Genomic DNA, 26,242 nt, shown 5'->3' on the forward strand with positions numbered 1-26,242 from the left:
TAACGCGGTACAACAGACACACCGCAGCCCCTGGTTCGCCGGCAAGCCTGGCTCCTACAGGGAATTGCGTACGGCTCCCGATCAGGTCGGCTGTAAGGCCGCATCGCTGTTGCAGTGGCTTTTGACCTTCTTGCCGCCTCATGAGGCTCTCGCCGTCCATCGAATGCGTCCGTTTTCGATGGAACCAAATGCCCGAATCCACTCGTCGCGAGCCCGATATTTCCGTTCAAACTTTCTGTTTTGTGCGTCCTCCGACGTATACGAGCCCAAGCTCGTGCCAACGATGTAGAGGTGAATGAAAATGGCCAATACAGGAAATAAAAATCCCGGCAGCGACTGGGACAAAACTAATGAAGCCGGTAAAAAAGGCGGTCAGGCTTCCGGTGGACAACAAACGCGCGATAGCGATCGCATGTCCGGAGGCGGGCAAGGCAATCGCGGAGGCGAATTTGCCGAAGATAAGGAAAACATGTCCAAACCAGGCCAAAGAGGCGGCCAGGCTTCAGGTGGACAACACGCCAACAGGGCTGACCAATCGTCCAACACTGGGCAAGGAAGCGGACGCGACAGCAATCTTGATCGCGATCAATCTGACAAGGGACGCAATGACGGTGGGATGAGCGGAGGTGGAGGCCGCAAGCCCTGATGCGGTCTGACCCATCAAGCCCCGAACGCTTCGGGGCTTGGTTTTGATCGTGCCGAACGAGAGTAATCGTTCGAGTCATGCATTCCTTTCAGGAATGCATGACATAAAATCAATGAATTTTTATTATTGTCTGGTGTGAAGTAGTTTTGATTTCAGGACATGGAGAACGGCCTTGAAATCATCCCCTTCGAACGCTGCCGAAAAATTCGATACCTCACGAGCCGACGAGTACGCACGGCAGAGCCGTATCGCGCTGGCAGGGTATGACGCCTGCCAGGACCTGGCCGCGTGCATGCTGGCGGCAAGCCTGGGCAACACCGGTGTGGCAAAAATACTGGTGGTTGGCGCTGGCGGTACGGCGCAGGAAATCATCGCCATGGCCAGGCTTGAGCCGGGTTGGCGCTTCATGGCGGTTGATCCGTCCGAGCCGATGCTGGCGGCGGCGAAGCAGCAGCTTGAGGCCAACAACCTGCTTGAAAGAACGACCCTGCATCTTGGCCACGTGGAAGACCTGGCAGCAGACGAGTCTTACGATGCCGCGACCTTGATCGGCGTACTCCATCATCTCGATGGGGATGCGGCCAAGCGGCAGATCCTGGGAGCTATTCGACCTCATCTCAAGCCTGGTGCGCCGCTGATTGTTGCGGGCAATCAGTATGCTTATGCCAGCCAGCCGTTACTGCTTGCTGCCTGGGGACAACGCTGGCGGCAGCATGGAGCCAGCCCGGAGGAAGTGAAGGTCAAGCTTGGGAAAATCCTGCAAGGCGCTGACCCTCCACATTCCGAGGCAGCAGTGCAAAAACTTTTGCATGACAGCGGGTTTGGCGACACCACTCGTTTCTTCAGCAGCCTTTTCTGGGGTGCCTGGTTGACGTGCAAAACGCAGATTTAGCCGTGGCCAGGATTTCCCGCCTGTTTAATCCAGGTATCCAGCTCTGTCACCATTTTATTGACCTCGCTGTCTTCCCGTTCCGAGGGGCGAACGATGGCGTTCCAGGCGATATCAAGGCCGTCGTTCAGTGCCGCCCAGGCCAGTTCCCCACGCTCAAGACTGGGGGTCACCAAATCGCGCTGCAAAATGCTGATGCCGTACCCTGAGCGAACCAGTTCGACGATGGCTTCGATCAACTCAACCGTGATCATGCGCCGCGGCAGGATGCTCGCGGGGGCGAAGAATCGATCGTATTCCCAGCCACTGGCGCGATCGGTCGAGTACGTCACCAGGTTGTAGGTCTTGAAGTCTTCGGCGTAGATATTCCTTCGTTGCGCAAGCGGATGGTCGGTGGCCATGATCGCGATCAGGTCGTCGCGAAACAGTGGCAGTTTTGCCACGCCACTGGGCACCATGCCGTCATCGATGATGGACACGTCAAGCCGCCCTTGCATCAGGCTCGCGTAGACATCATCGCGAGGCACGGTCACCAGGGTGATTTCGATATCCGGTCGAAGGCTCGAGTAGTGCTTGATGAATTTCGGAATCCAGCGGAACGGGCCGTAGGAGGTGACCCCCATGCGAACAAAGGCCGTGACACCGCCGGCCATCGACCTGGCTTCGGACTCGGCTTCATTCAGAATCGCGATGATGTCCTTGGCGGCTCGCTCCAGGCGCACGCCCGCAGGGCTGAGCCTCAATTTGCCGCCGGACCTTTCCGTCAGGCTCACACCCAGCCGCCGCTCCGCTTCACGGATGCGGTGACTGACGGCAGAGGGTGTCAGCCATAAACGCTCGGCCACCGCCGTAATCGAATCGACTTGGGACAGAGTTTGCAACATCACAAGGTGATCCAGCGTGAGTCTCATAGTGGCCGACCTGAAAATAATTCACAAAAATGCGTAAAATTATGAGCGTGACTTGTTTTTTCGGTCGATGCAATCTGAATCCAGCAGAGCCACCGGAGAACAACAACCATGACCACCCTGCCTAGCAAACCTGCACCAGCCCTTGGCGATTTGATCGATCTTGCGCGTTACCCCATTACCGACCGCACCAACCCGGCTTATCTGGCGCTGGTTGCCCGCAGTCAGTCGTTGCTGGGACACGAAGGCGTTGCGATCTTTCCGGGTTTTATTCGTGATGAATCGGTCGCCGCGATGGCGGATCAAACCCTCGCACTGCACCCGCGCATGTTTCATTTTCGGGAAAAGCATACGGTCTACTTCAAGCCCCAGGAGGAAGGCTTTGACCCGGGACATCCGCTGCAGCGCTTGATGCAGACCGAAAAAGATACGGTCGCCTACGCTGACATTCCCGGCGACAACTTGATCCGGCAGATTTACCAATCGGACGAGGTGCTGACGTTCATCCGGGATGTGTTGAACCTGGAGACGCTTTATCGTCACGCCGATCCCTTGGCAGCGCTTAACTTGCAGGGCTTCACGGCAGGGCAGCAGTTAGGGTGGCACTTTGATCGTTCCGACTTCAGCGTCACGCTGTCCCTTCAGGCGGCGAGCGCTGGCGGGGATTTCGAATACGTGCGCATGTTGCGTAATGAAAACGACGATTGCTACGAAGCGGTCAGACAGTTCCTCGATGAACCGCAAACACAGCAGATAGAGGTGTTGCCGCAAGTACCCGGAACCCTGACATTGTTCCGCGGCCGCTATTCATTGCACCGTGTGACGCCGGTGCAAGGGGAGAGGTTGAGGCTCAACGCGGTGTTCGCCTACGTGGACCAGCCCAATGTCGAATTCAGTGCCTATGCCCGCCAGTTGTTCTACGGGCGCACCACCGTCGATCCCCTGGTTTGAGTGTCGCCAATAACAAGAAAAGCAATTGATTGATTCCTTCGCTTCACGTGTGTCGCACACAACAGTTCGCTGCCCCCAATAATAATGATTCGGAGCGTCTGATCATGAAAAACAGGAAGAGTTTGCTGGCCTCGTTGCTCACCCTTGGCTTGCTCGCCGGCAGTACTTGCAGCCAGGCCGCAGGGTGGTGTGAATCGGGCCGGCCGGTGAAGTTTGCTGGTCTGAACTGGGAGAGCGGGATGCTCCTCACCGACATCATGATGATCGTGCTCAAGGAAGGTTATGGCTGTGCAACGGATCAGTTGGTGGGTAACACCATCATTCTCGAGACCGCCCTGGCCGGCAACGATATTCAAGTGTTTGGCGAAGAGTGGATGGAGCGTAGCGAGGTCTGGAAGAAGGCCGCGGCAGCCGGAAAGGTTGTCGGGGTAGGTGCGCCGATCGTCGGTGCGACCCAGGGCTGGTATGTGCCGCGTTATGTCGTGGAGGGGGACGCCAAGCGCAAGCGGCCGGCGCAGGCGCCCGACCTCAGGACGGTCGCCGACCTGAGCAAGTACCCGGGCATTTTTCGCGATTCGGAGGAGCCATCCAAAGGCCGGTTCTACAACTGCCCCGCGGGCTGGATTTGTGAACAGGACAATACCGAGATGTTGAAAGACTATGGCCTTGAAAACACCTTCACGAACTTCCGCCCGGGCACCGGTGCGGCATTGGATGCCGCTGTGCTGTCCAGCTACAAGCGCGGTGAACCGGTACTGTTCTACTACTGGTCACCGACTCCGTTGATGGGCCAGGTCGATGCGATAAGGCTGGAGGAAAAGACCGGCGCCAATAAAGACGTGGTCACTATGGTCGGGCTCTCCAAGGCGTTTCATGACCAGGCGCCCGAGCTGGTCGCGGTGCTGGAAAAGGTAAATATTCCCATCGAACTGCTGAACCAGAACCTGGCGAGGATGACCCGCGAGCGCATCGAGTCACCCAAGCTGGCCAGGATGTTCCTCAAGGAGTACCCGCAGGTTTGGCACGCCTGGGTCGATGAGGCTGCGGCGCGAAAAATCGAGGCAGCGCTCTAAGGGGGTAATCGCAAGGACGCGTTACTTGATCTGCACAAGGACCGGGCCTTCCGTCACGATCGGCGGGTCCGCGTGGATATCCGATGCATTTTTCTGAATCCACTCACGTGCAACTTTCAAGCTCGCATCGCTGCCGGCCTTGTCCGTGCAAACAGTCACCGACGTACCGCCATCACCGGTATTGAGCAGCGTGTAGCTTACGAGACCAGGCACTGTACGCAGGGCGGCTTCGACGTCGGTTTTGCGCTCCTCCAATCGCTCGAAAAGCTGCTTTGCTCCAGCACCCAGGTAGGTTCTTATCACGGCATACATGATCGTCTCCTTTGGGAACACCCAAGTTTCAATTCCCCCCGATTCATTAAGCTTAGCCACAGGCCGGCGGCAAGCGAGGTGCAACGACCACTGGCGGCTTAGCCCGTCGACCCCGTTTCTTCACGCCTGATCCATCGTCTCAACCACCCCCTGATCCTCACCCAGAAAGCCACCGCTTTGATGCTGCCAGAGCCGCGCGTAGGTGCCGTTTCTTCCCAGCAACTCAGCGTGGGTACCCTGCTCGATGATCCGCCCCTCGTCCATGACAATGAGTCGATCCATGGCCGCAATCGTCGACAGACGATGGGCGATGGCGATGACGGTCTTGCCCTGCATCATTTCATCGAGGCTTTCCTGGATGGCGACTTCAACTTCCGAATCCAGGGCGCTGGTGGCCTCGTCCAGCAACAGGATCGGAGCGTTCTTGAGCATCACCCGGGCGATGGCGATGCGTTGGCGCTGGCCGCCCGAGAGCTTGATGCCACGCTCACCCACCAGGGTGTCATAGCCGCTGTGGCCTTGCCGATCGCTCAGTTGGCTGATGAAACCGTCGGCCTGGGCATTGGCCGCGGCGCTGCGCACCTGCGCGTCGGTCGCGTCCGGGCGGCCGTAGGCGATGTTGTCGCGAATCGAGCGGTGCAGCAGGGAAGTATCCTGGGTGACCATGCCGATAGCGGCACGCAGACTGTCTTGTGTCACCTGCGCGATGTTTTGCCCGTCGATGCGAATCTCACCGCTGTTGACGTCATAGAAACGCAGCAGCAGGTTGATCAGTGTCGATTTGCCTGCACCGGAACGACCCACCAGGCCAATTTTTTCGCCTGGGCGGATATTCAGGCTCAAGCCGTCGAGCACCTGGCGTTCACCGTTGTAGTTGAAGCTCACATTGTCAAAGCTCACCGCGCCGCCAGAGGGCACCAGCACGCCGGCGTTCGGCGCATCCTGCACCTTGGGGCCGCGGGTCAGGGTTGCCATGCCGTCCTGCACGGTGCCGATGTTTTCGAACAGCCCAGTCATTTGCCACATGATCCAATGCGACATGCCATTGATACGCAACGCCATGGCAGTAATTGCCGCCACGGCCCCCGCGCCGACTTCGCCCTGGTGCCAGAGCCACAGGGCATAACCGCCGGCTGCCATGATCAATCCCACCACCAGTGCCTGATTGACGATCTCGAACTGGCTGACCAGGCGCATCTGGCGAAAACCGGTGTTCTTGAAATCCTCCATCGCCGCGCGCGCGAAGTGCGCTTCACGATTGGAGTGCGAGAACAGTTTCACCGTGGTGATGTTGGTGTAGGCGTCCGAAACGCGCCCCGTCATGGAGGATCGCGCATGGGCCTGCTCCTGCCCGACTTGCCCCAGTCGCGGCACAAAGTACAGCATGGCCAGCCCGAACAACGCGACCCAGGCAATAAAAGGCAGCATGAGTTTCAGGGCGAAGCCGCCGGCCAGTGCGATGATTGCAATGAAGTAGACGCCGATTCCGGGTGCGATTTCGATGAGGGTGAACAAAACTTCGCGCACGGCCAATGCCGTCTGCATCACCTTGGTGGTGACCCGACCAGAAAACTCATCGGAAAAGAATGAAAGGCTTTGCCGCAGCATCAATCGATGGAAGTCCCAGCGCAGTCGCAGCGGCAGGTTAATCGCCAATATCTGGTGCTGCACCATGGTGCGAAGCGCCACCAGCCCAATGCTGGTGAGCAACACTATCGCGATCCCCCACAGCACTGAGCTTTCCTGCCCGTTCGCATCGCCACCGGCCTGCCAGGTCGAGAGCAGATCCACGACCTGACCAAGGAAGGAAAACAACCAGGCTTCGTAGATCGACACACTGGCACTGAGCAGCGCAAGCAAAAGGATATAGCCGCGGGCTCCACGCGTGCAGGCCCACAGGAACCGCATCAGGCCGACAGGCGGTGGTGGTGCTTCGTCGGGGGGGAATGGGTCGAGCCTTCGTTCAAACACGCGAAGCATTGGGGTCTCCGAAATGATCAGGGTGAGGGGATTCTGCCATTTAACGGGTGCTTTGACGGTTTGCAGGTTAAGGGCAGGACGCAATTGAGGGTTGGTTTTCCCGCATCTAAAGCGCTGAGTTGAATTTTTACAGATGTAAAGGTGTGACGGGTGTAAAGGAGTGTAAAGGGCGCGCATTAGCCGGCCTCAAAAGACCACCCCTGACTAGCCTGGCTAAAGGCTCGAAACTGAGAGTGGCCTGTTTCTCCCTACCGTTTACGAACAATCAGAGGTTGAAATTTCGCTGGCGAAAGAGCCCGTGGTGCCGGTATCGACCTGAGCCGATGGGCTGACAGACATCCGTGCGCCGGCAGACAAGCTGCCGTTGATTCGGGGAATGTGGCACAGGGATGACTCCGTTCCCATGCTCATGCGCACATTGGCCACGTCCGCAGTGAAGGGCAGGGGCTTTTTGTTAAAGGTACCGCCCATTGCCAGGTCAAGGACCAGTTCACCCGTCTTACCCTCGATCTGGATGTCAGTGCCCATGCTGCCCGCCACCGTCAGTCTGGACTGATCGACGGCACACGCAGGTGCGACGATTTTTACCCCTGATTTTCCTGTCAGCCCTGTCAGTGGCTCGCTGGTGTACAGCGTGATATCCAGGGCAGGGGAGGCGACGCGAACATTGTCCGCTGCGTCATTCACGAGCAATAACGCCTTGTTGTTTGTCGTCACCTGCAGCTTGTTCAGCGTATCGGCAGGGCCTGAGACCACCATTGACGACGTTGCAGCGCATTTGATCGACAGGTTGATGCCCTGTCGGGCTTCAACGCTACTGAAGGCGGCCAGCGTAAAGGTTTTTTCTGCAGCCAGTGCTGCGTAACTGGCCGTGCTCGCCAGCAGCGCAAGCATCAGTTTCATAGTGTTCATGTTATTCATACAACTTCCTTGTTTCACAGTAATGACGCGAGTGGCGCAGCGTTGTTTCGACACTGTACTGAGGCATGCCAAAGTCCACCAGCCGATCCCCTCCGGCCTGGGTATGCATCATCAGCGTGACCTTGCCGGAGCGTAGCAGTAGAAATCGGAGGAACATGAAATGTAAAGGGGGCGGATCAATTTCCTAGAAATAAATCTAAAAAATCCGTCCCCTTTGCGGTCCGTCCCCTTTGCGGTCCCCCGTTTTCGCCGCGTACGTTTTGTACGGGGGCGTTATTAGGGGGAGGGCCGCCAATAGGAACGAGCAACCCAAGAGTGATTGAGTCCGGGGCGTGCTAACTCTGCGTCTTTGACAAGGAAAATGGTTGCTTCCCACTATTGGCGTACTAAGCTGATCTCGACCAACCTGGACTGCAGCTATGACTATTCGGATCGCATCGTTCAACCTGGAAAATCTCTTCACACGGCCATCCGCCATGGTTGTCGACGATCCCAAAGGGCAGCAGGCAATCGATGATCACGCGTTGGCGAATGCAATTATTGCCAAACTTGTCTATAGCGACGAAGACAAGAAAACGCTGCTGGATCTCGACCGTCGATACCATTTTTCAGCACTTAATCCCCCTTCGAAAGCGTTGTTGACTCTCAACAAAGTGCGAGGTCAACTTTTTCGGCGGTCAAATAATGGCGTGGTATCCGTTGTTGCAAATGGGAGAGGAGACTGGACCGGGTGGTTTGAATTGCGTCGAGAAGACGTGTCTTGGCAGGCGGTCATGAACACAGGACGAGTCATCGAAGCGGTCAATCCCGACATATTGATATGCGTCGAGGTCGAAAATCGTCCGACGTTGCAGCGCTTCAATGAACAAGTGCTCGGAGCTACTTTTGGTCGGGGCTTCCCGCACGTCATGGTTATTGATGGAAACGATGCTCGTGGAATAGATGTTGGACTTCTGAGCCGCTATCCAATTATTGGCATTCGCTCACACGTTGATGATGAGTTTGAAGGCAAGCGGATTTTTTCCCGAGATTGCCCTGAATATGTGCTTCAACTGCCGTCCGGTAAGCAGCTGGTTGTTTGTCCAAATCACTTCAAATCAAAGCGAGGTGGAGACGATGAACAAGCCAAGGCAAGGCGGCTTGTTCAAGGAGTACGTGTTTCGGAGATTGTACGATCAATAGAAGAGCAGATCAGCCCGTTCGTATTAGTTGGGGGGGACCTCAACGACACCCCTGATAGCGTCGCAGTCTCTCCGCTGATTGGAGGTGGTTGGACGGATATCCAATCGCATCCGGGTTATCCCGCAGAAAGACCCGGTACTTACGCAACCGGTACGGCCAGCAACAAGATCGACTATTTGATTATGTCCAGCGCCCTACAACCGTTGTTGACCGGGGTTGGAGTCGAGCGGCGAGGGACTTACCATCCCACTTTATGGCCACCATTTGAGGGGGTGACTGCAACAACTGAAGCATCTGATCATCACTGTATCTGGGCGGACTTCAATCTGCTTTAACAAATTTAGTTTCTCAGTCGAGATTATTGCTGGGCATTAAACGCTCGTGAATTTTAACACCTCTGATGTAGCGACTGTTTGAATTGCATCTACACTCATATCTTTTCTTGAGTACATCATGCGTTTTTTAAGAAATTGATCGACGATCATGTCTTTTCCACTGTTGAAAACCAGTGCCAGATAAATGCTAATGCCTAATTGTCTACTGAGCAGTGCGGTTGTTTCCTGGAATAATTGTATATTTGATGTCTTCGGTCTGGCGGGTGTGTAATGTACTTGGACGCCAAATTGTTCGTGGCGACCGTCTTTAACTCCCTCGGCGAGTAGGTCGACTGTAAAGTCACCTATCGATACCTGCTCCCGGATTGCATATCCTCTTCTTATCAAAGGCAATGCCACTGCTTTTCTGGAAAAGCGTTTCTCCAAGTCAGATTCACTTTTCACGTTTTCTGCCCCTCGTGTTCGTCACTCGTGAATTTTGACCTAAATTCGAAAGAATGGGATCTAAAACATTCCTCAACTTCGAAGTAGAGGTTCATGAGTGTCTTCTCATTGTTTAGATCGAAGTGTCTTGGTACGCTGCTAAAGCCTTGGGTGCGCCTACTGTCCACAGCAATAAAAAAGACCTCTTCGCTTTCATCGCTTGTGGCGTCTACAGCAACCAGGTAAACGGGTATTTTTCTCTGGAGTGCTTTTCTAACTTCTGAGCTGGTAAATTTTGCAGGTATAGGTGAGTTCTTTTTAGCTTTGGTTGAGGTCTTAACTTGAAGCATGAAGAATGGTCCGAATTCGCCCTTGCCATCGACTAGATTTACTACAAAATCCAAAAGCTCAGCCTTAGCGCCGAGGGGTAATGCACTAAACATTATGTGATTGCCAATTGGTCTGCTCAACATTAGTGCGACGGCAAACTCGCCTCTGTTTCCAATTGTATTATTCAAGACATTTGCCTCCAGTGGGTTCTGGTTGCCTATTTTGTCTGAGTGTTTCAGTTGTTTAACAGTAAGCAGAGATTTCGATGCTCAGATTGCAGAATAGTTTAGCAGTCAATCGCGGGGTCGTAAATGCTCCCGGGTTTGTTCCCGTTGACCCGCTTGCTCTAATGCTTGCTTTGTAAAAGTGGCGGCCAGACATGCTTTTTCATTGAGTGAATCGCTATTCTGATTTGTTATATATTATTGAATAAATATGTATAAGTAAGATCAGGTGATCAGCTAACGTCCTCTTAAGGCATGTGTGAGGATTCTGTTGATGGTCCAGCGGTCAGGTGACCCCTTAGAGGTCTATTTAACCTGCCCAATTAAAACACCAGTGGCTGGTGCAGACGGCGTAGTGAAGTCCGTAGGAGACCTTTAAATCCATGATGTGTGGACCTCATAGAGTTTTTCGACAGAGGATGGGTTAGCGGGTTGAGTGGGGGCGATTGTGAACTCTTTCAGAATTCTCCATGTGTCGGATCTCCATTCGCGTTCCAGTGCAGAGTCACTGCCCGCAGCGCGTATCGAACAAGTGAAACGGGAAGCCTGGAGGCATGAGCGGGTTATAGGCTCACACTTTAGGGATGACATAAAACTGATCACCAAAGCGGAACCGGTGGACTTGGTATGTTTTACGGGTGATATAGCCGATTGGGGCGTGCCAGAGGAGTACGCTGAGGCGCGTGTATTCTTCGAACAACTCGCAATTGACGTCGGTGTGACGCCAGACAGATTGTTCTTTGTGCCAGGCAATCACGATATATGTCGGGGAGTCAATGTCTCCTCTTGGAGAAAGCTACGGCAAGCCGCATTGGCTGTTGGCGAACGTGGCGTTTCTGATTGGATGGCTGGTGGACGCGCACCATTTGGCATCAAAGCAAAACTGCGCGAGGAGGTTGGCGCTCGCCAGCAGCACTATCGCGATTGGCTGGAGAGCATGGGCCGTTCTGAGCTGCTTGCAAAAAACTCCCCGCACGGATTTCTTGGTTATCGAGTATCTCTTGAGCTTCCCGGTCTGTCTTTCCCCGTCCATATCATTGGTCTAGATACTTCGTGGCTTGCTGGTGATGATCATGACTACGGAAAGTTGATGCTGACAAACGATCAAATTGGTCGACTCTCCAGCGATGACCAAGGTGCTCCACTCAATGGCTTTCGTCTGGCGCTAATGCATCATCCACTTACTCAGTTGGTGGATTGCACCGATGCCAGAAGAATACTTGCCGATACGACAGACCTGCTTTTGCGGGGGCATCAACATGAACCTTTGGCAGATGCTTGGACCGATGCGGATAGAGGTTTAATCGAGTTGGCTGCGGGTAGTCTCTATGAGGGAACAGAAGGTCATCGTTATCCAAATGGATATACGCTAATAAACATAATTACCGAAGACAATGGCCAGCCCAAGCGCTATGAGCTTCGCTTTCGATCATGGTCGCAACACGGGCATTGGCATGATGACAGTTCTTTATATCGCTCGGCGGTAAATGGCCGTCTTGTCCTTTCTGCTTCTAGGCATCTAAGCAAGCAACGGAATTTACCTATATCAGCGCCGCTTTTAAAATCAATCGCAGCGATGTGGGAGCGCCATCGAAAGGCTAAATCAAGGATTTTTACGTTTCATAAGCTATTATTGGTGAAGCAGTTTGCACCAAGTTATTTTAACGCGGTTTTTGAGTCTGTGAGCAATGGGCTCTCTGAAATAATAGAGCGTTGGTTGGTGCGTGAGGTTGAGCGGTACACCGGTCAGACTGAACACCTTGTCCTAAATATGGAGGATGACCGAACCCTTTGCGCTGCTAATGTGATCGCAGTCGACCAAGGAGCAATGGAAGTTGATATACATCATATCCTACAGGCGCTTCTTGCTGACGAAGAGTCGAATACGATAAAGGCGTTACGCAAGGAGTTAAATACCGGAGCACTAAAAAGGTACGAAGAACTGAAGCGGTCGGCTCGCACAAAATGGCCAGTTGATGAGGGAACTATTGTCGGTGAGATAAATATTTAGAGGTGCATTTTATGGCTTCAATTATTGAGTTTTTTTCTGGATTGCTGAGTTCTATTGAAAATCTGAAAACACCGAAAAATCTTACTACTGATCAAGGGCTCATGCTGGAAGTTGAGCGCGTTAGATATGGGGCAATGGGGGTCGTCTATTTTTGTCGCCAGTGTTCGGATATTGAAGATGACGAAGATGGATTTTTAGCGTTGAAGACCTTTTCTGATAAGTATTTTTTTAGTTTGGATATGACGATGATTGTCAAGCGCGAAACTTCAATTTGGGCGCAGTTGGCTGATGTTTCATTCGTCTTTCCGCTCATTTCCATTTTTATGGTGAACCATAAACCACATTTGGTAATGCCAGTCGCTAAATCTAAATGGCCAGGTGTTTACAGTCTGGCAGACGCAATAAAAATGTCTAACAATGGGCTGGATATCCGTCAGTGTCTGGTAGCTGCGATTTGTATCTCGATTGCTATGAGTAAATCCGCAGATAAAATACCAGGTCTCGTGCATGGAGATATAAAACCAGATAATATTCTTTATTTAGGTCAGTATTCCTTTCTTTCAGATTTTGGTCTTGCGGGGATCGCGAATGAAATCGGTCAGTGTGGAACACCGGCTTATATGGCGCCGGAACTCTGGGATAAAGGGACCCATCAATCCGTCGGAACAGATGTTTATGCTTTTGGGGCAACACTTGGGGAAATGCTCACCGGCACCCCCATGTTTGCTGCAAAGGGAAATGATTTGTCTGTGTGGAAAAAAATACATCAATGTAACCCCGCTAAGATAGACTCATCGAGACTTACATCTCCACTTGCAGATTTTCTAAAAAAACTTGCCCTAAGTTGCCTCTCTAAGGACTCGACCCAACGGCCTGAAAATTTCTACGTGATTCTATCCGCGCTGCTTGAAATGGGTATGAAATTGGAACCCGAGCTTACTCGCGCTGTTTCAGGATTAAAAGATGCCTTGGAGAGAAGAGATGAGGAATTAGGTGATGAGCATGTTGCGTTTCGAATCCAGATGTTGCTAGACCAAGGGGATGTCAAGACTGCGTTAAAAATATTAATGGAATTAACCGAGGATGATATCGTTGGTGAATTGTTGAGAGTTGCAGGAAGTACGTGGTCGTTGGCGGGTGACGATCTGAAAGCGCTAGATTATTTCGAACGTTATTTGGTGACCGAACCCAGCAGTCATGATCGAATTAGATGTTTGAATGAGCTCGGTTTGTCCTTGAAGCGGTTAAGTCGGTATGAGGAAGCAAAGAGTTTGTTTGAAGAGCTTATAGCCGAGTCGACGGGTATTGCAAAACTTCAGTTGATGGTTCGCTCCAACTACGTGGCAGTGCTGGCCGAAATGGATCTTATTTTTGAGGCAACAAAGCAGCTCGACTGGCTGATGCTCAATCATTCAGATTCTGACAAGGTTTTAGCTATGTATGCTCAAGTGCTAGAGCGATCTGAGAAGCTTGATGAAGCCCTGAGCATGATCCAGCGTGCGGTGTTGATTGCGCCTCGAAACGGGGAATACCAAATTATTAGAGCCGATCTTTTGCTTAGTCTGAGGCGGTTTGATGAAGCTTTGCACGCGCTTGATCGAGCTTCAGACCTTGGCTTTCTCCCTCATAGATGGTGGTTTTTAAGTCTTGTTGCTTATATGGCAATGAATCGCGCTGGAGAATGGGCTGGGGTATATCAGGCGTTGGAAAAAAACTGCCAAAAAGAAGTGTTTGAGGCTCTCGTCACACAGTCAGTAGCGCGGGTGCGAAGCATTATGGGTGTACAAGACAACATGTGGGTACCCGAGTCGGAGAAAGATTTCAGCGGTGATAAGACGTCAACTAGTCCTCTACATTCATCCGAAAGTTCAACACCCATACGCGAAAAATTATTGGATCAAAAAAGCTCGGCAGGCTCACAGGCAGTTCATGCCCAAGAACATCGTCGAGCCATTCGCACAGGAAAAACGACACATACCCAGATCAGGATGTCGCATGTTGATGGAAGCTTTACAATTGACTTTTATGGCAATGTGAAAGATCCAAATTATGCAAAGCAGTTCCTCAGTTCATATAATAAGATAAAGTGGAAAGTCGAAACGGATGGACTTAAAGAGCGCCAAATGAGGCATAGATTTTCATGCTGTCAGAAATGTGCATTCGATATTCTTACTGCTCGTGATGAAGGAGAAAGTTTCGTCTGCCAGGCCTGCGGGGAGCGTGGCCTAATACAATCTTCCAGCTTAACGCAGCTTGATTCTTTGGCGGTAAAGTGCAATGAGCTGATTGGGAGGCCTTTGGAGGAGGAGCAAGTATTAGATGAAACGCTCTTGGTCGCCTTTTGGATTTCTGATGAAGAGCATTGCTCACTGATTTCTTTACGCATGGAAGGAAAAGGGTATCTTCGAGGCAAAAATAATTCTGTTGCAGCCTCTCTTGCTGCTGACGAAATGAAAAAGCGTACAGCGTCAAAATTATCGATACCACAGTTTATTTGGTATCGAAAAATGAAAAATCAGGATGCGGCGACTAGAACTCAGAGCTCACTTGATTTGGATGCGCTTTTACGACAGTTGCGGCGAGAGGTCGGCGTATTTTCTTCGTGTGTCATGAGAGTCGGTGGTGAGTTAGGTGAATTGGTACTAGCGGATGGCGATCATCGACTGGAGTACTTGAAGTCATTGCAGGTGCTGACTCCTCATAATATGGAGCTGAAAGGCGTGTTGGTTTCCGCAGAGCTTGCTTCCGGAAATTTAAAGGCGGCTCAGGAAGTCGTAACGTCAATGGAGCACGATGCACCGGACAATATCGAGACGTTGATTGCAACCTGTAAATTGGCTTTGCATATGGGTAATGCTCAGCGTGCGATACCGATATTGCAACAAATTGCGGCACGAGAGCCTGGGAATGTTGTTTCACGCGAACTGCTAATGCAGGCTTGCCAGGAAATTGGCGATACAGAGCAATATAACAAATGCGCTCTTGAGTTACGAGCATTAGGCGTCTCTGGTGATTTATTAAATTAACGAGACGTGAAGTTCTTGTTAGTGAGGGTTCGATGGCACGGCAACCTGATATTTCAACGAAGAAGCTCTCTCCTTGGGATCAGTATAAAGAAAAGCCCACAGATATAGCGATGGAGTCAATCTACATCCACGTTGAAAGTGTCGCAACGATGATGTGCGGATGGTACTGGACCAGCATTCGTGTCAAGCGATGGACCTCTTTGGTTGTGAGGGCTGCTTCATTTTTACTATTGCTCGTGGGTACTACACTTCCTATATTTTCTGCAATTCAAGTAAGTTATGAGTCGCGTCTCTTGTTTGCGCAAAGCGCTGTAGCGCTATTAGCTCTGGCAGGGTTAATTCAGGTGGCAGATCGGATTTTTGGTTGGTCAAGTGGCTGGGTGCGTTATATTGTTACAGTCACTGCCATGGAGAATTTACTGCGTGTCTTTGAGTTGGAGTGGGCGAACTACCTGCTCTCAAAGAAAGGGGGGCTGGACACTGCTGATGTTAAAGTATTGTTTGATCTTGCAAGGGGTTTTGAGGGTGAGATGACAAAGTTACAAGCTGACGAAACAACAAAGTGGGTTGTCGAGTTTAATTCTGGGGTGTCTTTATTGGAGTCACTTATAAAAACGCAGCGCGAAGAGGTTGATAAGGAAATTGAGTCAATAAAAACGACTCTGAATGCACAGAGTGACGTGGATAAAACAGGCCGTGAACTGTCGCGCCCCGGTTCTATTGAATTGACTTTGATGCACGTATCGGGTCCTTGTTTGGTCAGTGTACAACTGGACAAAGAGACGCCTGTTGATTTTTTTGGTACTGTTTGGTGTCGGGTAAATGTGAGCCCCGGTTTTCATGTTGTATCAATCGCTGCATTGGGTGAGGTCATGCAAACTACTCAAAGGGTTATTGAGGTGTCATCAGGGGGTATTGCTCGCATAGAAGTAAAATTGTGAGATGAATCAAGGTCTACCTAATAGCAGTCCATTACTTCCCCGCCTGCAAAAAATCTAACAGTCTTTGCCAAAAGGGGTACCTGAGCCAGACCGCTCAACGCTATTCGACGGAGGTCATTTTCCCTAAGTGGAAAGTAAGACTGGGGCAAAGTCCGAATGGGTCGCCTTTCTTCGTTGGTCGCTTGGAACATCTACCGTGCGCAGTTCGCCACCCCAGCCGATCGAGAATGTCTTCGCGTTGCCCGACGCAGCAACCTGGCTCGAAGAGAATGCCGTCCCAGACGTGGCGATCTGGATACATCCGCGTAACAGCATCGATGGTGGCGAAAAGGTGGATTTCCGCGGCGCGTTCCTGCTCACACAATTTTGAGTCCATGGGCGACGGCCCAGACTTCGACAAATTGCTTCGTCTGCCGCTTGCGCGAGCGTGCACTTACGCGGACGGGGAGTCCGATGTCCTCTCCGAGCTGATTGTCGGTCAGCCGGCAAGTAAGGAAAGCCCGAACGACAGTTTTCGATTCAATCTTCACAATCCCACGCCGTTCGGATTGTAAAACTCCCATAAAGAGTGGGTCAATTGCCAACGTATTGGCTAGACTTTGGTCGTTGAAGTAGAGGTCCTATCGCTACAGGTTTTGCTTTAATCACAGAATCTTTAGAGTCTCAGGTTGAGGGTAGGAGCAAGGATGGCCCAATCTAAGAAAATCAAGGTCATGCTTTCCAGTCGCTGCAATGACCATTTTCCAGCCGAAAGTGATCAAACGCTCAGCGACCTACGCGAGCAAATCAAGCGCGAAATCGAAGCATCTCAGCTTTTCGGAAAGCCAGTATTTGAAGTCTGGATCAATGAGGACGCCCCTCCCGCAGATGGCACTCAGGATAGCTGGGATACTTGCTTGCAAGCTGTCCGAGACTGTGACGTCATGCTGGTCTTGTCCAATGGCAACGCTGGCTGGGCAAAGGGCGTCGGTGATGTCGGAATTTGTCATGCCGAATATATGGAGGGCTTGGCCACCACTCGTGGAAAGGTTCGCCTAATTGCGATGCCAAACGTTGTGCTGGGTCAGGAGCACGAGGCAGCGTCGGCGCGCAATAAACGGTTTCAGGATTTTGTTTCACTGCAGACACCTTTCCGAGGTGGCACGGTTTCCACTGTCGAGCAATTGCGCAGTCGAGTACATGAAGCGCTTCTTGATGCTGTGGTTGTCTTGACTCAGCGTGGAGTCACCGCGGCTGCTTCTACTCGCTTCGACATGGGGCAAGCTCTGGATTGGACTCGCCTCGATTTCAGTCAACGCAAGCGAGCCATGGAAGCTGTTCTGATAAGGGCGCTTGCCGGAACAGAAACCCCGGCGAGCGAGACGGTCGCCGTTGTTCCCATTGGCGGTTTGGATGTGGCGGTTCTCGTCCATGCTATCCCGGCAGCCTTCACTGTCCCGGCGGCGCGGGAACTTGTAGGCAAACCCTTTCTACGTGATCACCAACATGCGCAAACTCTGAACGAGGCAGTGGGGCCTTTGCATCTAATTGCCTGCCATCGAGGTGCAACGGAGGCACAGGCAACTGCACTGCTAGGTTTTGCCGATGCCACGGTGGTTAGTGGCCCTTTCGGCATCTTTGTGGCCGATGATGTACAGAAAGTGCAGTTTGCGTTCCTGGCAAACTCTCGTGATGAAACGCAAACCCGCCATGCTCTGCAGAGATTCAAGGAGTGGCTGGATCAGACAGGCGAAGCTGAGATTTTGGCGAGACGGGCCGCTTCACGCGCCAAGATCGTTCGGGTCATTGCAGCCGAGTATCAAGGGAGATAACAAGGATGGCCAAGTCACTCTTCACCGTGGGACCCGTTTTGTCGTTTCGCGGTATCAGCGCAGGGCAGTGGAAGGTAACGGCACTGATTGGTATTGCCAGTGGTGCGGCAATCCCTGAAATTTTTATCGAAGGACACGACTGTGCGGCACCGACAGTTTTGTTGACGCGATCCAAGGACATTATCCTTCGCTATGACCTTAGTTGTGCACTCAAGAGTCAGGAACGTGTCGTCGAATTCGGCTTGGTGAACGGCGGCCCGAAATGGAAGTTCTCAGTCCCGGGAAAAGACTATGCCCCCCGAATGGCTTATGTCTCGTGCAACGGTTTTTCCGATCCCAGCGCCATGCGCAAGTTGGCCCGACCTGAAAATGCTGTCTGGGCTGACCTTGTCGGCAACCATGACAACGAATTGCGTATTCCCGGTTTCGAGTTGGATAAAGAGCAGCTATGGCATGAAGGCCGAATTCATGACAAGGGTCTGAAGCGCTTTCACTTACTACTGATGGGTGGGGATCAGATTTACTTCGACTCCATCTGGGAAGATGTCAAACCTCTCAAGAAGTGGGTGGGCATGGCGCGCAAGGAACAGCTGACTTATGAAGTGAGTGCCGCCCTCGAGAAGGAGATTGAATCCTATTATTTCGAGCATTATGCCCAGCGCTGGTTAGCGAAAACTCGTCGCGATTGGGGCAAGGGCAAACCGAATTTGGATGCTGCCGATGCGATGGCAAGAATTCCTACTGTGATGATGTGGGACGACCACGACATATTCGATGGCTGGGGATCCTATAGCCCCCAGATGCAGGACTGCCCGGTGTTCAAGGTTTTGATGCGCTGCGCACGTCAAGCTTTCTGGGTTTTCCAGCTTCAGCATGCTCTTAAGGATCTGCCACCTCTGCTGATGCAGAGTCGAGCAAATCTTTCCAAGCAGGATCCGCAGTATGAGCCGATCGAGTGGAGCCTGAAGTTGAAGGATGATCCCTTGGCTCTGCCACTTCTCGATAAACAACCAGGATTCAGTTTTGGTCACCATATGGGGCCGGTTTCATTGTTTGTCGGTGATTTGCGTACTGAGCGCTCTCGTACCCAGGTGCTCGGGGCCGCAAGTTGGACGGCCATGCAGGCTTGGCTCAACACACTTCGCGATGGCAAACCGACTCATCCAGGTAGCAAGTGTCAGCATCTGATATTCATGTCGTCGGTTCCTGTTGCCCATCCCAAGTTATCGCTGGCCGAGGGCTTGCTTGATACTTTTGGTCAGGATCATGTACTCGACAGCAATGCTGATGATCTCAAGGATCACTGGTCGCACGGCGACCATGAGGGTGAACGTAAACGACTATTGGAGTCACTGACCCGCGTTGCCGAAGAACGAATGCTGCGTGTGTCGATCGCCTCGGGAGACGTGCATGTTGCGGCTTGGGGCAGTTGCTACCGTCGAGACATCCCTCCGACCTCCAACTGGGCGCAGATCCAGCAGTTTACCTCGTCTGGAGTAGTTCATCCGTCTTTGATTGGAGTGTTTGAACGGTTGTTCCTTCAGTTACTAAATCATACTGCCAGTAAGGTTCAGTCCATCGACGTACAGCAATGCGTCGAAATGATGTTGTTCCCGGGGTACGACCGCTATGTGATGCCGTCTCGGAACTGGTTGGCGTTTGAGTTGGATATGGGGGGCGAGAAAGGTTGCAAGCTTTGGGCGACTTGGCGTTGTGAAACTGAGGTAGGTTTTTCCAATCATCTACAAGCGGTGCATCCGGCTCAGAAGTAGTGGTCCTCAGTTTACAGGCAGTGACATCGTTCTCTAGGTGCGCCGTCCTATCGGTAGTTGACGGCTCGACGACGCTGTGAGCGTAAGATAGTAAATTCAGCCGCTGTCAAGATTTCATCCAAGGTGTGGGCTGTGAGGCTTTTCCAAAAGCCAGAAACGACAAAGCCCTGAATAATCAGGGCTTTGTCGTATAAAGATGGCGGAGGCGATGGGATTCGAACTCATGGACCTGTTACAGTCGACGGTTTTCAAGTCCGACGAATAAACCTGATATTTCAAGAGTTTAGCCTTTATCGGTTTCCGCAGTAAAGCTTTCTCCAATGCTCTGGAGGCCACTGAAATCAAGGGGGGGCACTTTACTTGCGGAAACGAATTTGGCCTGTTCTTTGGCTTCATCGGGTGGGCTTTACAATCTCCCCGACGCGCCGGTAAACAGTCTCGGTGATGCGCTTGTCGGTGTGGCCGAGCAGTCGACTGGCGTGCCCCAAATCGTCGATTTCGCTCGCTGCCTTTGGCCGGATATCCCTGAACTGGAATTGCCGGATGCTTGCAGCGAGTGCCGGGTCTTCATCTTTCAGCGCTTTAACGATTGCTACGTTGCGTGCGTCGTCGAAGCGTAGACGGAGCATCGGCGCGGTCACCCGACGACCATCCTCGGTGACAATTAGGTAAGGGTTCCGGACGGCGCGCGCCTTTCGTTGCTGGAGCAACCTTTCGATCAGCTCACCCAAGCCGTTGATGACCTCCCCGGCATCGAGCCGAATCCGCAGCTTCTTCGAGGTCTTGCCCTGAGCGACCTGCAGGAAGCTGTCAATGACATCGGTAGCCCGCATAGACAGAACGTCAGCCGGACGCTGAGCAGTGAAATAGGCCAGGTCCATGGCGTCCTTCAGTTCTGGCGATGCCGCCCCGTAAACGGCATTCCAGATGGTCGCGTCGGCGTAGAAATCGCGCGGCGTTTCTTTGTTCTTGCGCACGCCAGAAGCAGGGTTCTCTTTTTCGGTGATACCCCATTCCCTGGCGATGTTGTAGATGTGCGAGAGAAGCGAGATTTCGCGGTTCGCCCGAACCTTTCCGGTTCGCTTGTCGCGGTACTGCGCGATTGCCTGTGGCGTCACGGCGTTGATCGGCGCATCACTGAATGCCTTCCTAAGCTGCGTCAGCGAGAGCAAGTTGTCTTTCTGGGTTCTAGGCTTCTTCCCTGGAATGATTTCGGCCTCGTAACGGTCAAACACCTTGCCCAGCAGCGTGTTCTTCGCTGGCACCGGTTTGCAGTCGAGCTTCGCCCATTCCGCTTTGGCAATGTCCAAATCCCCACCAAGAGGAATTTCAATCCTCTTCCCCGCACTATCTTTCCCGTCGTAGTAATACCCCACCCACTGCACACCGCTTTTCAGCGTCCTGACCCGCCGGATCATCCGAGGCGGCAGGTCTCTGTTTGCTGCCTTTCTTGGGCGCATACCTTACCCCACGCGTGACAGGTCTAGCGACCAAGCCTCGGCCGCAACATTTTCTACCGAGGGCTTAACCCCGGCCAGCTTCATTCGGGCATATACCCGGCCAACGACGGGGCGCCGCGCCCCTGTCAAGACGTACTTCCAGCCATTTTGATTGAGCCATCCCAGTTGGCGCGAAGGAATTTGATAGCCCGTGATAGCAGCCAGCTCTTCCTCGGCGAGAGTTTCACTTTGAATTTCCATAAAGATGCTCCATGCCGCCCGCGGCGGCAGAGTGTGGGGAAGGGGGTTATTCGTCTTCGTTGTCTTCAGGCCAGCCCTTGAGGTCGCGCGCGAAGGCCACCCACTTTTGCTGATCCTGCTCGCTCATCTCGTCCCAGCGCCTGGCGATGTCAGAGGACACGACTTCCCCCGCCTTGAGCTTCACCGTGCCGCAGTTGCAGCCGAGATCTTCGTCGGCATACCGGATGATTATTTCGTCATCTGGATGGCGCTTCGAAAGCTCCTGCAGGACTGGCATGGGGCACGACCACGCGGTGTCGAAAGAGACCTCGCCGACATCAAGGTCGATTACCTGGTCGTAGGCATTCCATTTCGTCCCCCAAACATCACGGGCGAAGTCCAGGGTGTTGAAGTGGCCGCACGATCGCTTGTTTCGCAGCATCTGCACGAATTGTTCGAAGCCTTCTTCGCTCAATTTGAGCGCGTCCACCCGGCTTCGATTGGATTGCTGCAGGGACGCGATTAGGGGGTGATCATCCAGCGGCTGGGCCGTGATGACTTGTGCCGCCTCCTCAGCGGCGCAGTCGATACCGTTCCAAGCAAACTGCCCGCCAAAAGGGAGGATCGTGTTGAAGTCGATCTTGCCGTTCTCGTTGATCAGCGTTTGCAGGACGTGCGATGGCGCGCGAACCTTGTTGGTTACATGGTTTGGCATGGCAATAGAGCTCCTGACCCGCCGGGTGCCGGCAGGCTGGCAGGTGGATTGTGGAAATCAGGTGAGGGGTGTTAGGCAGGCAGAATGGCTGAGCTAAGGTTTATTGGTTCACCTCGCCAGTTGCGCACACGCTTTCTCCCCTGAAGGTAGCTGGCGGGGTGAACCCCCATCACCGCGGCCCCTTGTAGCAGTACACGTAGGCGAACCAGGCGAGGGCGATCATGGCGCCACCTTCTGGCAGAGCAGCACATCGCTGACGACCTCCCAGAGTTGAGCGGGCGACCATTGGAACCGGTCGAAGTCGGTGTCAGGCTCGACGCCGATCACGCAACTGGACTGCGCGCCTTTTGTCCCTTCCCAGCCTTTCTTGAGGATTGTCGCTACCTTCCCATCGCCGCCGGGCTCGGTTCGATGAAAGTCGTAGGCCTTCATGCAATAGGTCGATCCAGCGGATACCGCGTGGCTATAGAGTTCGCGCATATCAACCCGGCCATTCGGCGTCCATGGGCGGCCACCACGCGACGTTCTAGCACCCTCATGTAGATAGAGCTCGTGGGTTTCCTTGATGAAGCAGGCGGACTCTGCAGGGAAATCGGCGAAGGGGATGTTGATCTGCGTGCCGACCAGAACGCGCGATTCGAAGTCGAAGCGGTGGTTGTGGATCGCCGAGTGTTCGAAGCATGCCCGGCGCGGCAGCTCAGGGTGCCAGACGTGCAGGCGCTGATTGCCCTGGAGTTGAACCTGCACAAAGCCAAGGCCGTGCAGGGTGATTTTGTCGGTCATAACGTCGTCGATGATCACGCTGCTACCTCCTTCTTCATCCATTCCTTGTAGTCGCCGGCGTACTCCCAGCAATACGTCGCCGGCCATGCGCCGCGCGTCCCTGGCTCGACGAAGTGATACCAAGAGCCGCCCGGACGCGGCGTTGTCTTGCACCAGACATGTTCGGCGCCGCCCAGGAACCAGCCCGGGTACTGCTTCACGGCCTCGGTCATGAACTCGGTCAGGTCGTGGTGGCCTTTGCTCATGACGATGTAGGTATCAGAGCCGACGCTTTCGACCTCGAGTGGGTACTTTTCTTCATGCATGACTTCGTCCTTGCCGCTATAGCGAGCGGCTGACTTTGAAGGGGGAGGGGCTACTACTGGGTGCTCAGAGCTGCGCTGGCTTAACCGCGCAGTTCGACATCGGTTGTCACGGCCTTCACTACCACCGGCCCTAGAATCCGGATCCCGCGCTGATCATCTTTGAATGCGCGATTGATTCGGCCGATTGCCGCTTCACGGGCCTGCCGATAAACCTGATCGATCTGGCAGTCTGGTCCCCAACTGCCGAGGTTGGTCAGCTCGATCGTGAGCGTCACCGTCGCACCGGTGGTGGTTCGAACTATTGGTCGCTTGGTCATGGCAGTTCATCCCCGACTATCAGCTTGCAGGGGCCTTGCCGCACTGTTGCAATTTCTGCCAATAGCTCATCAATCCGCCGGTTGCGTCTAGTGATTGCGGCCTGAAGGGCGTCAATGGTCTGGTCTGCCGTGGTCAGGCTCAGCTGTAGGCCATTACGCTCGGCAGTGATCCGGTCGAATTCGGAAGCCATGACAACCTCTGGCCCGTGAGGGTCGTAGCCGATTCGGTTCCCGCCCTCAGAAAGCATTGTCACAACGTTGTAGCGATGAACTTCGCTCATCCTGCAACCTCCATCGATACCAGATCATGGGCATTCACAACCGGTTGCGGGTTATCGTGGCCAGGGCATCCGTTGCCGGCGAAACCGAATCCATCGCAGGGCGGTCCGAACGGCAGCACTTCTTTGCCTTGGGCCAGCGCTTCGAGCAGGTGGTCCTTGGCCTCGTCGGCTGTGCACTCCCGGCCACCTTCCATGCGGAACATGCCTTTGAGCTGGCGCTTGCTGAAATCGCGCAGCGCGCCACGAACGCTCAGATGAATATGAAAGGTGCGTCCGTTGGGGCCGAATGGATCTGCCGGTTTGTTTTCTGTGGGCATGGGATGAGCCTCATGGCTAAGCTTCAGGGTGTTAAATTCGGGGAGTCTGCAATTGAATATTTGCTTTTCTATAACGGATATTAATTGGCAGCTAACAAAGGATGTCTTTGAAGTAGTTGCGTCTTTGGCAACTGTCTTGGGTGTGGCAGCCGCCGGTTATTTTGGGTTTCAAGGATTGAAGACTTGGAGGTGGCAACTAAGAGGAACTGAGGATCATAAGTTAGCCCTCCGAGTGCTTAATAAATTGCTCGCATATAGAGAGGCTATGGTTCAGCTCAGAAGCCCAACTATTTGGGGTTATGAGTACGAGGCATTAGCGGATGGGGGGAAAGATTGGGACGCAAGAAGGTTTGAAGCCTTTGTTGGAGAATACACGCGGCGACAGACAGAAGTGACTAAGTTTCGCATTGAATTGGGTGCATTGTTTTTAGAGTGTGAGGCTTTGTGGGATAATACGCTTGATGAATTGTTTAAGAGTGTCTTCGGGTTGGAGCACGAATTTACTATGTATCTGTATTTACATTTGAGGATTATAAATCCAGCATTTGATGAGTTCTCGAAGCAGAAATACCAATCCATGATCGGTACTAGGCGAAACGTGCTTTACAATACCACTGGGAACGATGACGAATTTCAAGCCGAGTTGAATGGGTATCTTGAAAAAATGCAGACTTATTTAAAGGAGAAACTTGTTACCTAAAGCAGTATTACCGTTATGCTTGCCTGACTTCCAGCATCGACGGCTGGCGTGAAGCGTTGAAGTGGGGTACTTGTGTCCGGCGCGGCATAGGGCCAGTTCAGTCGCGCAGATACTCGCGGTGCTGCTTCAGGGCTTCTTTGTAGCTGGCCTTGGCTTCCACTGCCGTTGGGAACCATTCACCCTGCACGTCGCGGTCACAAGACCACTTGTAGCCGGAGCGGGTGCGATACATGCGGAACTGACGCTGACCATCGACGATTCGACGCTCACGATGCGGCCTGTTGATTTCAAGGAACTCATGAAAATCGCACGTCCACTCCTCGTCGTAGTAACGGTCGTAGTTAGTCTTGCGCGGTGGCCGGGGCAGCTTGTCTGCCATATCGCCGTATTCGATCCCGTCGACGGGGTGGTAGTGGCAGGCGTGCCGTTTTTCGTCTTCGTCGAGTACGATGCCGATGTGGTGGCCGAAGTCTTGCGTGATGGTGCCAGGCTTGCCGTAGGCGATGACGCGGCGGCCAATTTCGGCAGGCACCTGATAGTGCTGCCGGACGTATGCGCAGTTGTGGCTCATGGATTTCTCCAGTGAGGCGCCGCCCTCACGGGCTGGCGTGATTCGTTGAAGTGGTGGCGCTATGCTGAGTTGAGACCTAACGGAGGGCTCTCAGATGGCCAAGTGCAAGAAGTGTGATGAAGAACTTCAATTCGATATGGACGACAAGTAGGATCAGGTCGAAGTCGTGTGCCCGAGATGCGGTGCGCGGCATGTGGCCAGGCTGGATCGCATCATCCCCACTGATTCCTGGGGCGCAGTTCGAGGTCGTCCTGGTGGATGACTGAGGTCAGGCGGTGTTGCGCTGATTCAGCACCTGGCGGCGCGCAGCTTCAAACTCGCTTGCCACAATCTCCGCGGCACCTTCGATGTGCTCGCCGTCTTCCTTCAGCTGGAATCCCAGGTTGAGATAAATGGCGCCTTCATGCTTGAAGAACACGCCACCGCTCAACCACACACTGCCCCAGTCCACGCCAAGCGCCTTCCATACGTCGTCCTTGCTGATGCGCGCAGGGCAGTGCTCTTGCCACAGAGCGGTCAGGCGTTCGTGTTCAGCCTTGTACGCTGCCCGGGCTTCTTTCGTCGTGCCTTTCTCAGGCTTGGTCGCATGTCGCAGGGCGCGGTAACCGTATTCGTCCGGGCGCCGCCAATGAACGTCCAGATCCCGGCTATCGCTGATCTTCACGCCGCCGACATAGCAGTCACTGCCTGAGTACATTGGAGAGCCGGGGCCGCCGAAAACGTCTTTGAGCGCCTCGCGCTTGCGGTCAAATTCGGCCCGCTTGGCGTCCCATGCAGCGATGGCGGCCAGTGCTGGGGCGGCGTTGGTCTTGTAGAAGTAGCTGCTCATGGCAATCTCC

28 protein-coding genes are annotated in these 26,242 nt (G+C 53.4%); 12 read left to right on the forward strand and 16 right to left on the reverse strand.

Translation table 11 applies throughout. From position 1 onward, the window contains the following. Window positions 1-301: 301 nt before the first annotated feature. Together PMI35_RS26715 and PMI35_RS26710 are read left to right on the forward strand one after the other, a co-directional pair. Complete coding sequence (locus PMI35_RS26715) at window positions 302-646, forward strand: stress protein (protein ID WP_081504783.1); 345 nt, start codon at window positions 302-304, stop codon at window positions 644-646. Window positions 647-818: 172 nt separating this feature from the next. Then, window positions 819-1,538 carry a class I SAM-dependent methyltransferase gene (locus tag PMI35_RS26710; protein ID WP_008055880.1) on the forward strand — a complete coding sequence of 240 codons (720 nt, stop codon included), beginning with the start codon at window positions 819-821 and terminating at the stop codon, window positions 1,536-1,538. On the opposite strand, the gene PMI35_RS26705 is transcribed toward PMI35_RS26710, so the two are convergent. Continuing rightward, a complete protein-coding gene (locus tag PMI35_RS26705; protein ID WP_238543145.1) occupies window positions 1,535-2,419 on the reverse strand; it encodes a LysR family transcriptional regulator in 885 nt (294 codons plus the stop codon). The genes PMI35_RS26710 and PMI35_RS26705 overlap by 4 nt on opposite strands. A gap of 135 nt (window positions 2,420-2,554) precedes the next feature. Between PMI35_RS26705 and PMI35_RS26700 the strand changes: the two genes are divergently transcribed. Both PMI35_RS26700 and PMI35_RS26695 read left to right on the forward strand, forming a co-directional pair. Further along, a complete protein-coding gene (locus PMI35_RS26700; protein WP_008055882.1) occupies window positions 2,555-3,394 on the forward strand; it encodes a HalD/BesD family halogenase in 840 nt (279 codons plus the stop codon). A gap of 104 nt (window positions 3,395-3,498) precedes the next feature. Then, window positions 3,499-4,467, forward strand: a complete 969-nt coding sequence (locus PMI35_RS26695) for an ABC transporter substrate-binding protein (protein WP_008055883.1) — start codon at window positions 3,499-3,501, stop codon at window positions 4,465-4,467. A gap of 21 nt (window positions 4,468-4,488) precedes the next feature. On the opposite strand, the gene PMI35_RS26690 is transcribed toward PMI35_RS26695, so the two are convergent. The 3 genes from PMI35_RS26690 to PMI35_RS26680 all read right to left on the reverse strand — a co-directional run bounded on the left by PMI35_RS26690 (window position 4,489) and on the right by PMI35_RS26680 (window position 7,680). After that, a complete protein-coding gene (locus PMI35_RS26690; RefSeq protein WP_008055884.1) occupies window positions 4,489-4,779 on the reverse strand; it encodes a hypothetical protein in 291 nt (96 codons plus the stop codon). 120 nt (window positions 4,780-4,899) lie between these two features. Next, the gene (locus tag PMI35_RS26685) at window positions 4,900-6,759 is read right to left on the reverse strand and encodes an ABC transporter ATP-binding protein (RefSeq protein WP_032831393.1); all 1,860 of its coding nucleotides are present in this window, start codon (window positions 6,757-6,759) and stop codon (window positions 4,900-4,902) included. 255 nt (window positions 6,760-7,014) lie between these two features. After that, the gene (locus PMI35_RS26680) at window positions 7,015-7,680 is read right to left on the reverse strand and encodes a GIN domain-containing protein (RefSeq protein WP_008055891.1); all 666 of its coding nucleotides are present in this window, start codon (window positions 7,678-7,680) and stop codon (window positions 7,015-7,017) included. Between the two features lie 419 nt (window positions 7,681-8,099). On the opposite strand from PMI35_RS26680, the gene PMI35_RS26675 reads away from it, so the two are divergent. Then, complete coding sequence (locus PMI35_RS26675; RefSeq protein WP_008055892.1) at window positions 8,100-9,197, forward strand: endonuclease/exonuclease/phosphatase family protein; 1,098 nt, start codon at window positions 8,100-8,102, stop codon at window positions 9,195-9,197. Window positions 9,198-9,233: 36 nt separating this feature from the next. Here PMI35_RS26675 and PMI35_RS0132280 read toward each other — a convergent pair whose 3' ends face one another. Both PMI35_RS0132280 and PMI35_RS0132285 read right to left on the reverse strand, forming a co-directional pair. Next, window positions 9,234-9,641, reverse strand: coding sequence for a hypothetical protein (locus PMI35_RS0132280; RefSeq protein WP_032831396.1), 408 nt, complete (start codon window positions 9,639-9,641; stop codon window positions 9,234-9,236). Further along, window positions 9,638-10,138, reverse strand: coding sequence for a DUF4365 domain-containing protein (locus PMI35_RS0132285; RefSeq protein ID WP_032831398.1), 501 nt, complete (start codon window positions 10,136-10,138; stop codon window positions 9,638-9,640). The genes PMI35_RS0132280 and PMI35_RS0132285 overlap by 4 nt, the downstream gene beginning before the upstream one ends. A 484-nt stretch (window positions 10,139-10,622) precedes the next feature. On the opposite strand from PMI35_RS0132285, the gene PMI35_RS33635 reads away from it, so the two are divergent. The 6 genes from PMI35_RS33635 (at window position 10,623) to PMI35_RS26655 (ending at window position 19,735) form a co-directional block, all read left to right on the forward strand. Then, on the forward strand, window positions 10,623-12,185 hold the full coding sequence (locus tag PMI35_RS33635; RefSeq protein ID WP_274517850.1) for a metallophosphoesterase family protein: 1,563 nt from the start codon (window positions 10,623-10,625) through the stop codon (window positions 12,183-12,185). A gap of 11 nt (window positions 12,186-12,196) precedes the next feature. Then, window positions 12,197-15,211, forward strand: coding sequence for a protein kinase family protein (locus PMI35_RS26670; protein WP_008055903.1), 3,015 nt, complete (start codon window positions 12,197-12,199; stop codon window positions 15,209-15,211). Window positions 15,212-15,243: 32 nt separating this feature from the next. Next, window positions 15,244-16,152 carry an SLATT domain-containing protein gene (locus PMI35_RS26665; RefSeq protein ID WP_008055905.1) on the forward strand — a complete coding sequence of 303 codons (909 nt, stop codon included), beginning with the start codon at window positions 15,244-15,246 and terminating at the stop codon, window positions 16,150-16,152. Window positions 16,153-16,348: 196 nt separating this feature from the next. After that, complete coding sequence (locus PMI35_RS34560; RefSeq protein WP_157295565.1) at window positions 16,349-16,522, forward strand: hypothetical protein; 174 nt, start codon at window positions 16,349-16,351, stop codon at window positions 16,520-16,522. Window positions 16,523-16,838: 316 nt separating this feature from the next. Then, window positions 16,839-17,963 carry a DUF4062 domain-containing protein gene (locus PMI35_RS26660; protein ID WP_008055906.1) on the forward strand — a complete coding sequence of 375 codons (1,125 nt, stop codon included), beginning with the start codon at window positions 16,839-16,841 and terminating at the stop codon, window positions 17,961-17,963. Between the two features lie 5 nt (window positions 17,964-17,968). After that, window positions 17,969-19,735 (forward strand): alkaline phosphatase family protein, encoded by a 1,767-nt coding sequence (locus PMI35_RS26655; protein ID WP_008055908.1) that lies wholly within the window; start codon window positions 17,969-17,971, stop codon window positions 19,733-19,735. 392 nt (window positions 19,736-20,127) lie between these two features. On the opposite strand, the gene PMI35_RS26650 is transcribed toward PMI35_RS26655, so the two are convergent. The 8 genes from PMI35_RS26650 to PMI35_RS26615 all read right to left on the reverse strand — a co-directional run bounded on the left by PMI35_RS26650 (window position 20,128) and on the right by PMI35_RS26615 (window position 24,132). Further along, on the reverse strand, window positions 20,128-21,195 hold the full coding sequence (locus PMI35_RS26650) for a tyrosine-type recombinase/integrase (RefSeq protein ID WP_032831402.1): 1,068 nt from the start codon (window positions 21,193-21,195) through the stop codon (window positions 20,128-20,130). A 3-nt stretch (window positions 21,196-21,198) separates the two neighbouring features. After that, on the reverse strand, window positions 21,199-21,435 hold the full coding sequence (locus tag PMI35_RS26645; protein ID WP_008055911.1) for a DUF4224 domain-containing protein: 237 nt from the start codon (window positions 21,433-21,435) through the stop codon (window positions 21,199-21,201). Between the two features lie 46 nt (window positions 21,436-21,481). Continuing rightward, entirely contained in the window at window positions 21,482-22,129 is a 648-nt protein-coding gene (locus PMI35_RS26640) for a hypothetical protein (RefSeq protein ID WP_008055912.1), read from the reverse strand. A gap of 219 nt (window positions 22,130-22,348) precedes the next feature. Next, window positions 22,349-22,930 (reverse strand): hypothetical protein, encoded by a 582-nt coding sequence (locus PMI35_RS26635; protein ID WP_008055913.1) that lies wholly within the window; start codon window positions 22,928-22,930, stop codon window positions 22,349-22,351. Continuing rightward, entirely contained in the window at window positions 22,927-23,217 is a 291-nt protein-coding gene (locus PMI35_RS26630; protein WP_008055914.1) for a hypothetical protein, read from the reverse strand. The genes PMI35_RS26635 and PMI35_RS26630 overlap by 4 nt, the downstream gene beginning before the upstream one ends. An 80-nt stretch (window positions 23,218-23,297) precedes the next feature. Beyond that, window positions 23,298-23,534, reverse strand: a complete 237-nt coding sequence (locus PMI35_RS26625; protein ID WP_008055915.1) for a hypothetical protein — start codon at window positions 23,532-23,534, stop codon at window positions 23,298-23,300. After that, the gene (locus PMI35_RS26620; protein ID WP_008055916.1) at window positions 23,531-23,815 is read right to left on the reverse strand and encodes a hypothetical protein; all 285 of its coding nucleotides are present in this window, start codon (window positions 23,813-23,815) and stop codon (window positions 23,531-23,533) included. Before PMI35_RS26620 ends, PMI35_RS26625 begins: the two co-directional genes overlap by 4 nt. Next, window positions 23,812-24,132 (reverse strand): hypothetical protein, encoded by a 321-nt coding sequence (locus tag PMI35_RS26615; protein ID WP_008055917.1) that lies wholly within the window; start codon window positions 24,130-24,132, stop codon window positions 23,812-23,814. Before PMI35_RS26615 ends, PMI35_RS26620 begins: the two co-directional genes overlap by 4 nt. 52 nt (window positions 24,133-24,184) lie before the next feature. On the opposite strand from PMI35_RS26615, the gene PMI35_RS26610 reads away from it, so the two are divergent. Then, window positions 24,185-24,832 (forward strand): hypothetical protein, encoded by a 648-nt coding sequence (locus PMI35_RS26610; protein ID WP_157295568.1) that lies wholly within the window; start codon window positions 24,185-24,187, stop codon window positions 24,830-24,832. A gap of 97 nt (window positions 24,833-24,929) precedes the next feature. Here PMI35_RS26610 and PMI35_RS35195 read toward each other — a convergent pair whose 3' ends face one another. Beyond that, window positions 24,930-25,403 (reverse strand): hypothetical protein, encoded by a 474-nt coding sequence (locus PMI35_RS35195; RefSeq protein ID WP_008055919.1) that lies wholly within the window; start codon window positions 25,401-25,403, stop codon window positions 24,930-24,932. Between the two features lie 268 nt (window positions 25,404-25,671). Further along, on the reverse strand, window positions 25,672-26,232 hold the full coding sequence (locus PMI35_RS26600; protein ID WP_008055920.1) for a hypothetical protein: 561 nt from the start codon (window positions 26,230-26,232) through the stop codon (window positions 25,672-25,674). Between the last annotated feature and the right edge of the window lie 10 nt (window positions 26,233-26,242).

The sequence above is a fragment of the Pseudomonas sp. GM78 genome, from assembly GCF_000282475.1.
Lineage (GTDB): Bacteria > Pseudomonadota > Gammaproteobacteria > Pseudomonadales > Pseudomonadaceae > Aquipseudomonas.

Bases quoted from the DNA above. Each gene is read 5' to 3' on its own strand.
- PMI35_RS26715 (WP_081504783.1), top strand. From the start codon at position 302: ATGGCCAATACAGGAAATAAAAATCCCGGCAGCGACTGGGACAAAACT.
- PMI35_RS26705 (WP_238543145.1), bottom strand. From the start codon at position 2,419: ATGTTGCAAACTCTGTCCCAAGTCGATTCGATTACGGCGGTGGCCGAG.
- PMI35_RS26700 (WP_008055882.1), top strand. From the start codon at position 2,555: ATGACCACCCTGCCTAGCAAACCTGCACCAGCCCTTGGCGATTTGATC.
- PMI35_RS26695 (WP_008055883.1), top strand. From the start codon at position 3,499: ATGAAAAACAGGAAGAGTTTGCTGGCCTCGTTGCTCACCCTTGGCTTG.
- PMI35_RS26690 (WP_008055884.1), bottom strand. From the start codon at position 4,779: ATGTATGCCGTGATAAGAACCTACCTGGGTGCTGGAGCAAAGCAGCTT.
- PMI35_RS26685 (WP_032831393.1), bottom strand. From the start codon at position 6,759: ATGCTTCGCGTGTTTGAACGAAGGCTCGACCCATTCCCCCCCGACGAA.
- PMI35_RS26680 (WP_008055891.1), bottom strand. From the start codon at position 7,680: ATGAATAACATGAACACTATGAAACTGATGCTTGCGCTGCTGGCGAGC.
- PMI35_RS26675 (WP_008055892.1), top strand. From the start codon at position 8,100: ATGACTATTCGGATCGCATCGTTCAACCTGGAAAATCTCTTCACACGG.
- PMI35_RS26670 (WP_008055903.1), top strand. From the start codon at position 12,197: ATGGCTTCAATTATTGAGTTTTTTTCTGGATTGCTGAGTTCTATTGAA.
- PMI35_RS26665 (WP_008055905.1), top strand. From the start codon at position 15,244: ATGGCACGGCAACCTGATATTTCAACGAAGAAGCTCTCTCCTTGGGAT.
- PMI35_RS26660 (WP_008055906.1), top strand. From the start codon at position 16,839: ATGGCCCAATCTAAGAAAATCAAGGTCATGCTTTCCAGTCGCTGCAAT.
- PMI35_RS26655 (WP_008055908.1), top strand. From the start codon at position 17,969: ATGGCCAAGTCACTCTTCACCGTGGGACCCGTTTTGTCGTTTCGCGGT.
- PMI35_RS26650 (WP_032831402.1), bottom strand. From the start codon at position 21,195: ATGCGCCCAAGAAAGGCAGCAAACAGAGACCTGCCGCCTCGGATGATC.
- PMI35_RS26645 (WP_008055911.1), bottom strand. From the start codon at position 21,435: ATGGAAATTCAAAGTGAAACTCTCGCCGAGGAAGAGCTGGCTGCTATC.
- PMI35_RS26640 (WP_008055912.1), bottom strand. From the start codon at position 22,129: ATGCCAAACCATGTAACCAACAAGGTTCGCGCGCCATCGCACGTCCTG.
- PMI35_RS26630 (WP_008055914.1), bottom strand. From the start codon at position 23,217: ATGCATGAAGAAAAGTACCCACTCGAGGTCGAAAGCGTCGGCTCTGAT.
- PMI35_RS26625 (WP_008055915.1), bottom strand. From the start codon at position 23,534: ATGACCAAGCGACCAATAGTTCGAACCACCACCGGTGCGACGGTGACG.
- PMI35_RS26620 (WP_008055916.1), bottom strand. From the start codon at position 23,815: ATGAGCGAAGTTCATCGCTACAACGTTGTGACAATGCTTTCTGAGGGC.
- PMI35_RS26615 (WP_008055917.1), bottom strand. From the start codon at position 24,132: ATGCCCACAGAAAACAAACCGGCAGATCCATTCGGCCCCAACGGACGC.
- PMI35_RS35195 (WP_008055919.1), bottom strand. From the start codon at position 25,403: ATGAGCCACAACTGCGCATACGTCCGGCAGCACTATCAGGTGCCTGCC.
- PMI35_RS26600 (WP_008055920.1), bottom strand. From the start codon at position 26,232: ATGAGCAGCTACTTCTACAAGACCAACGCCGCCCCAGCACTGGCCGCC.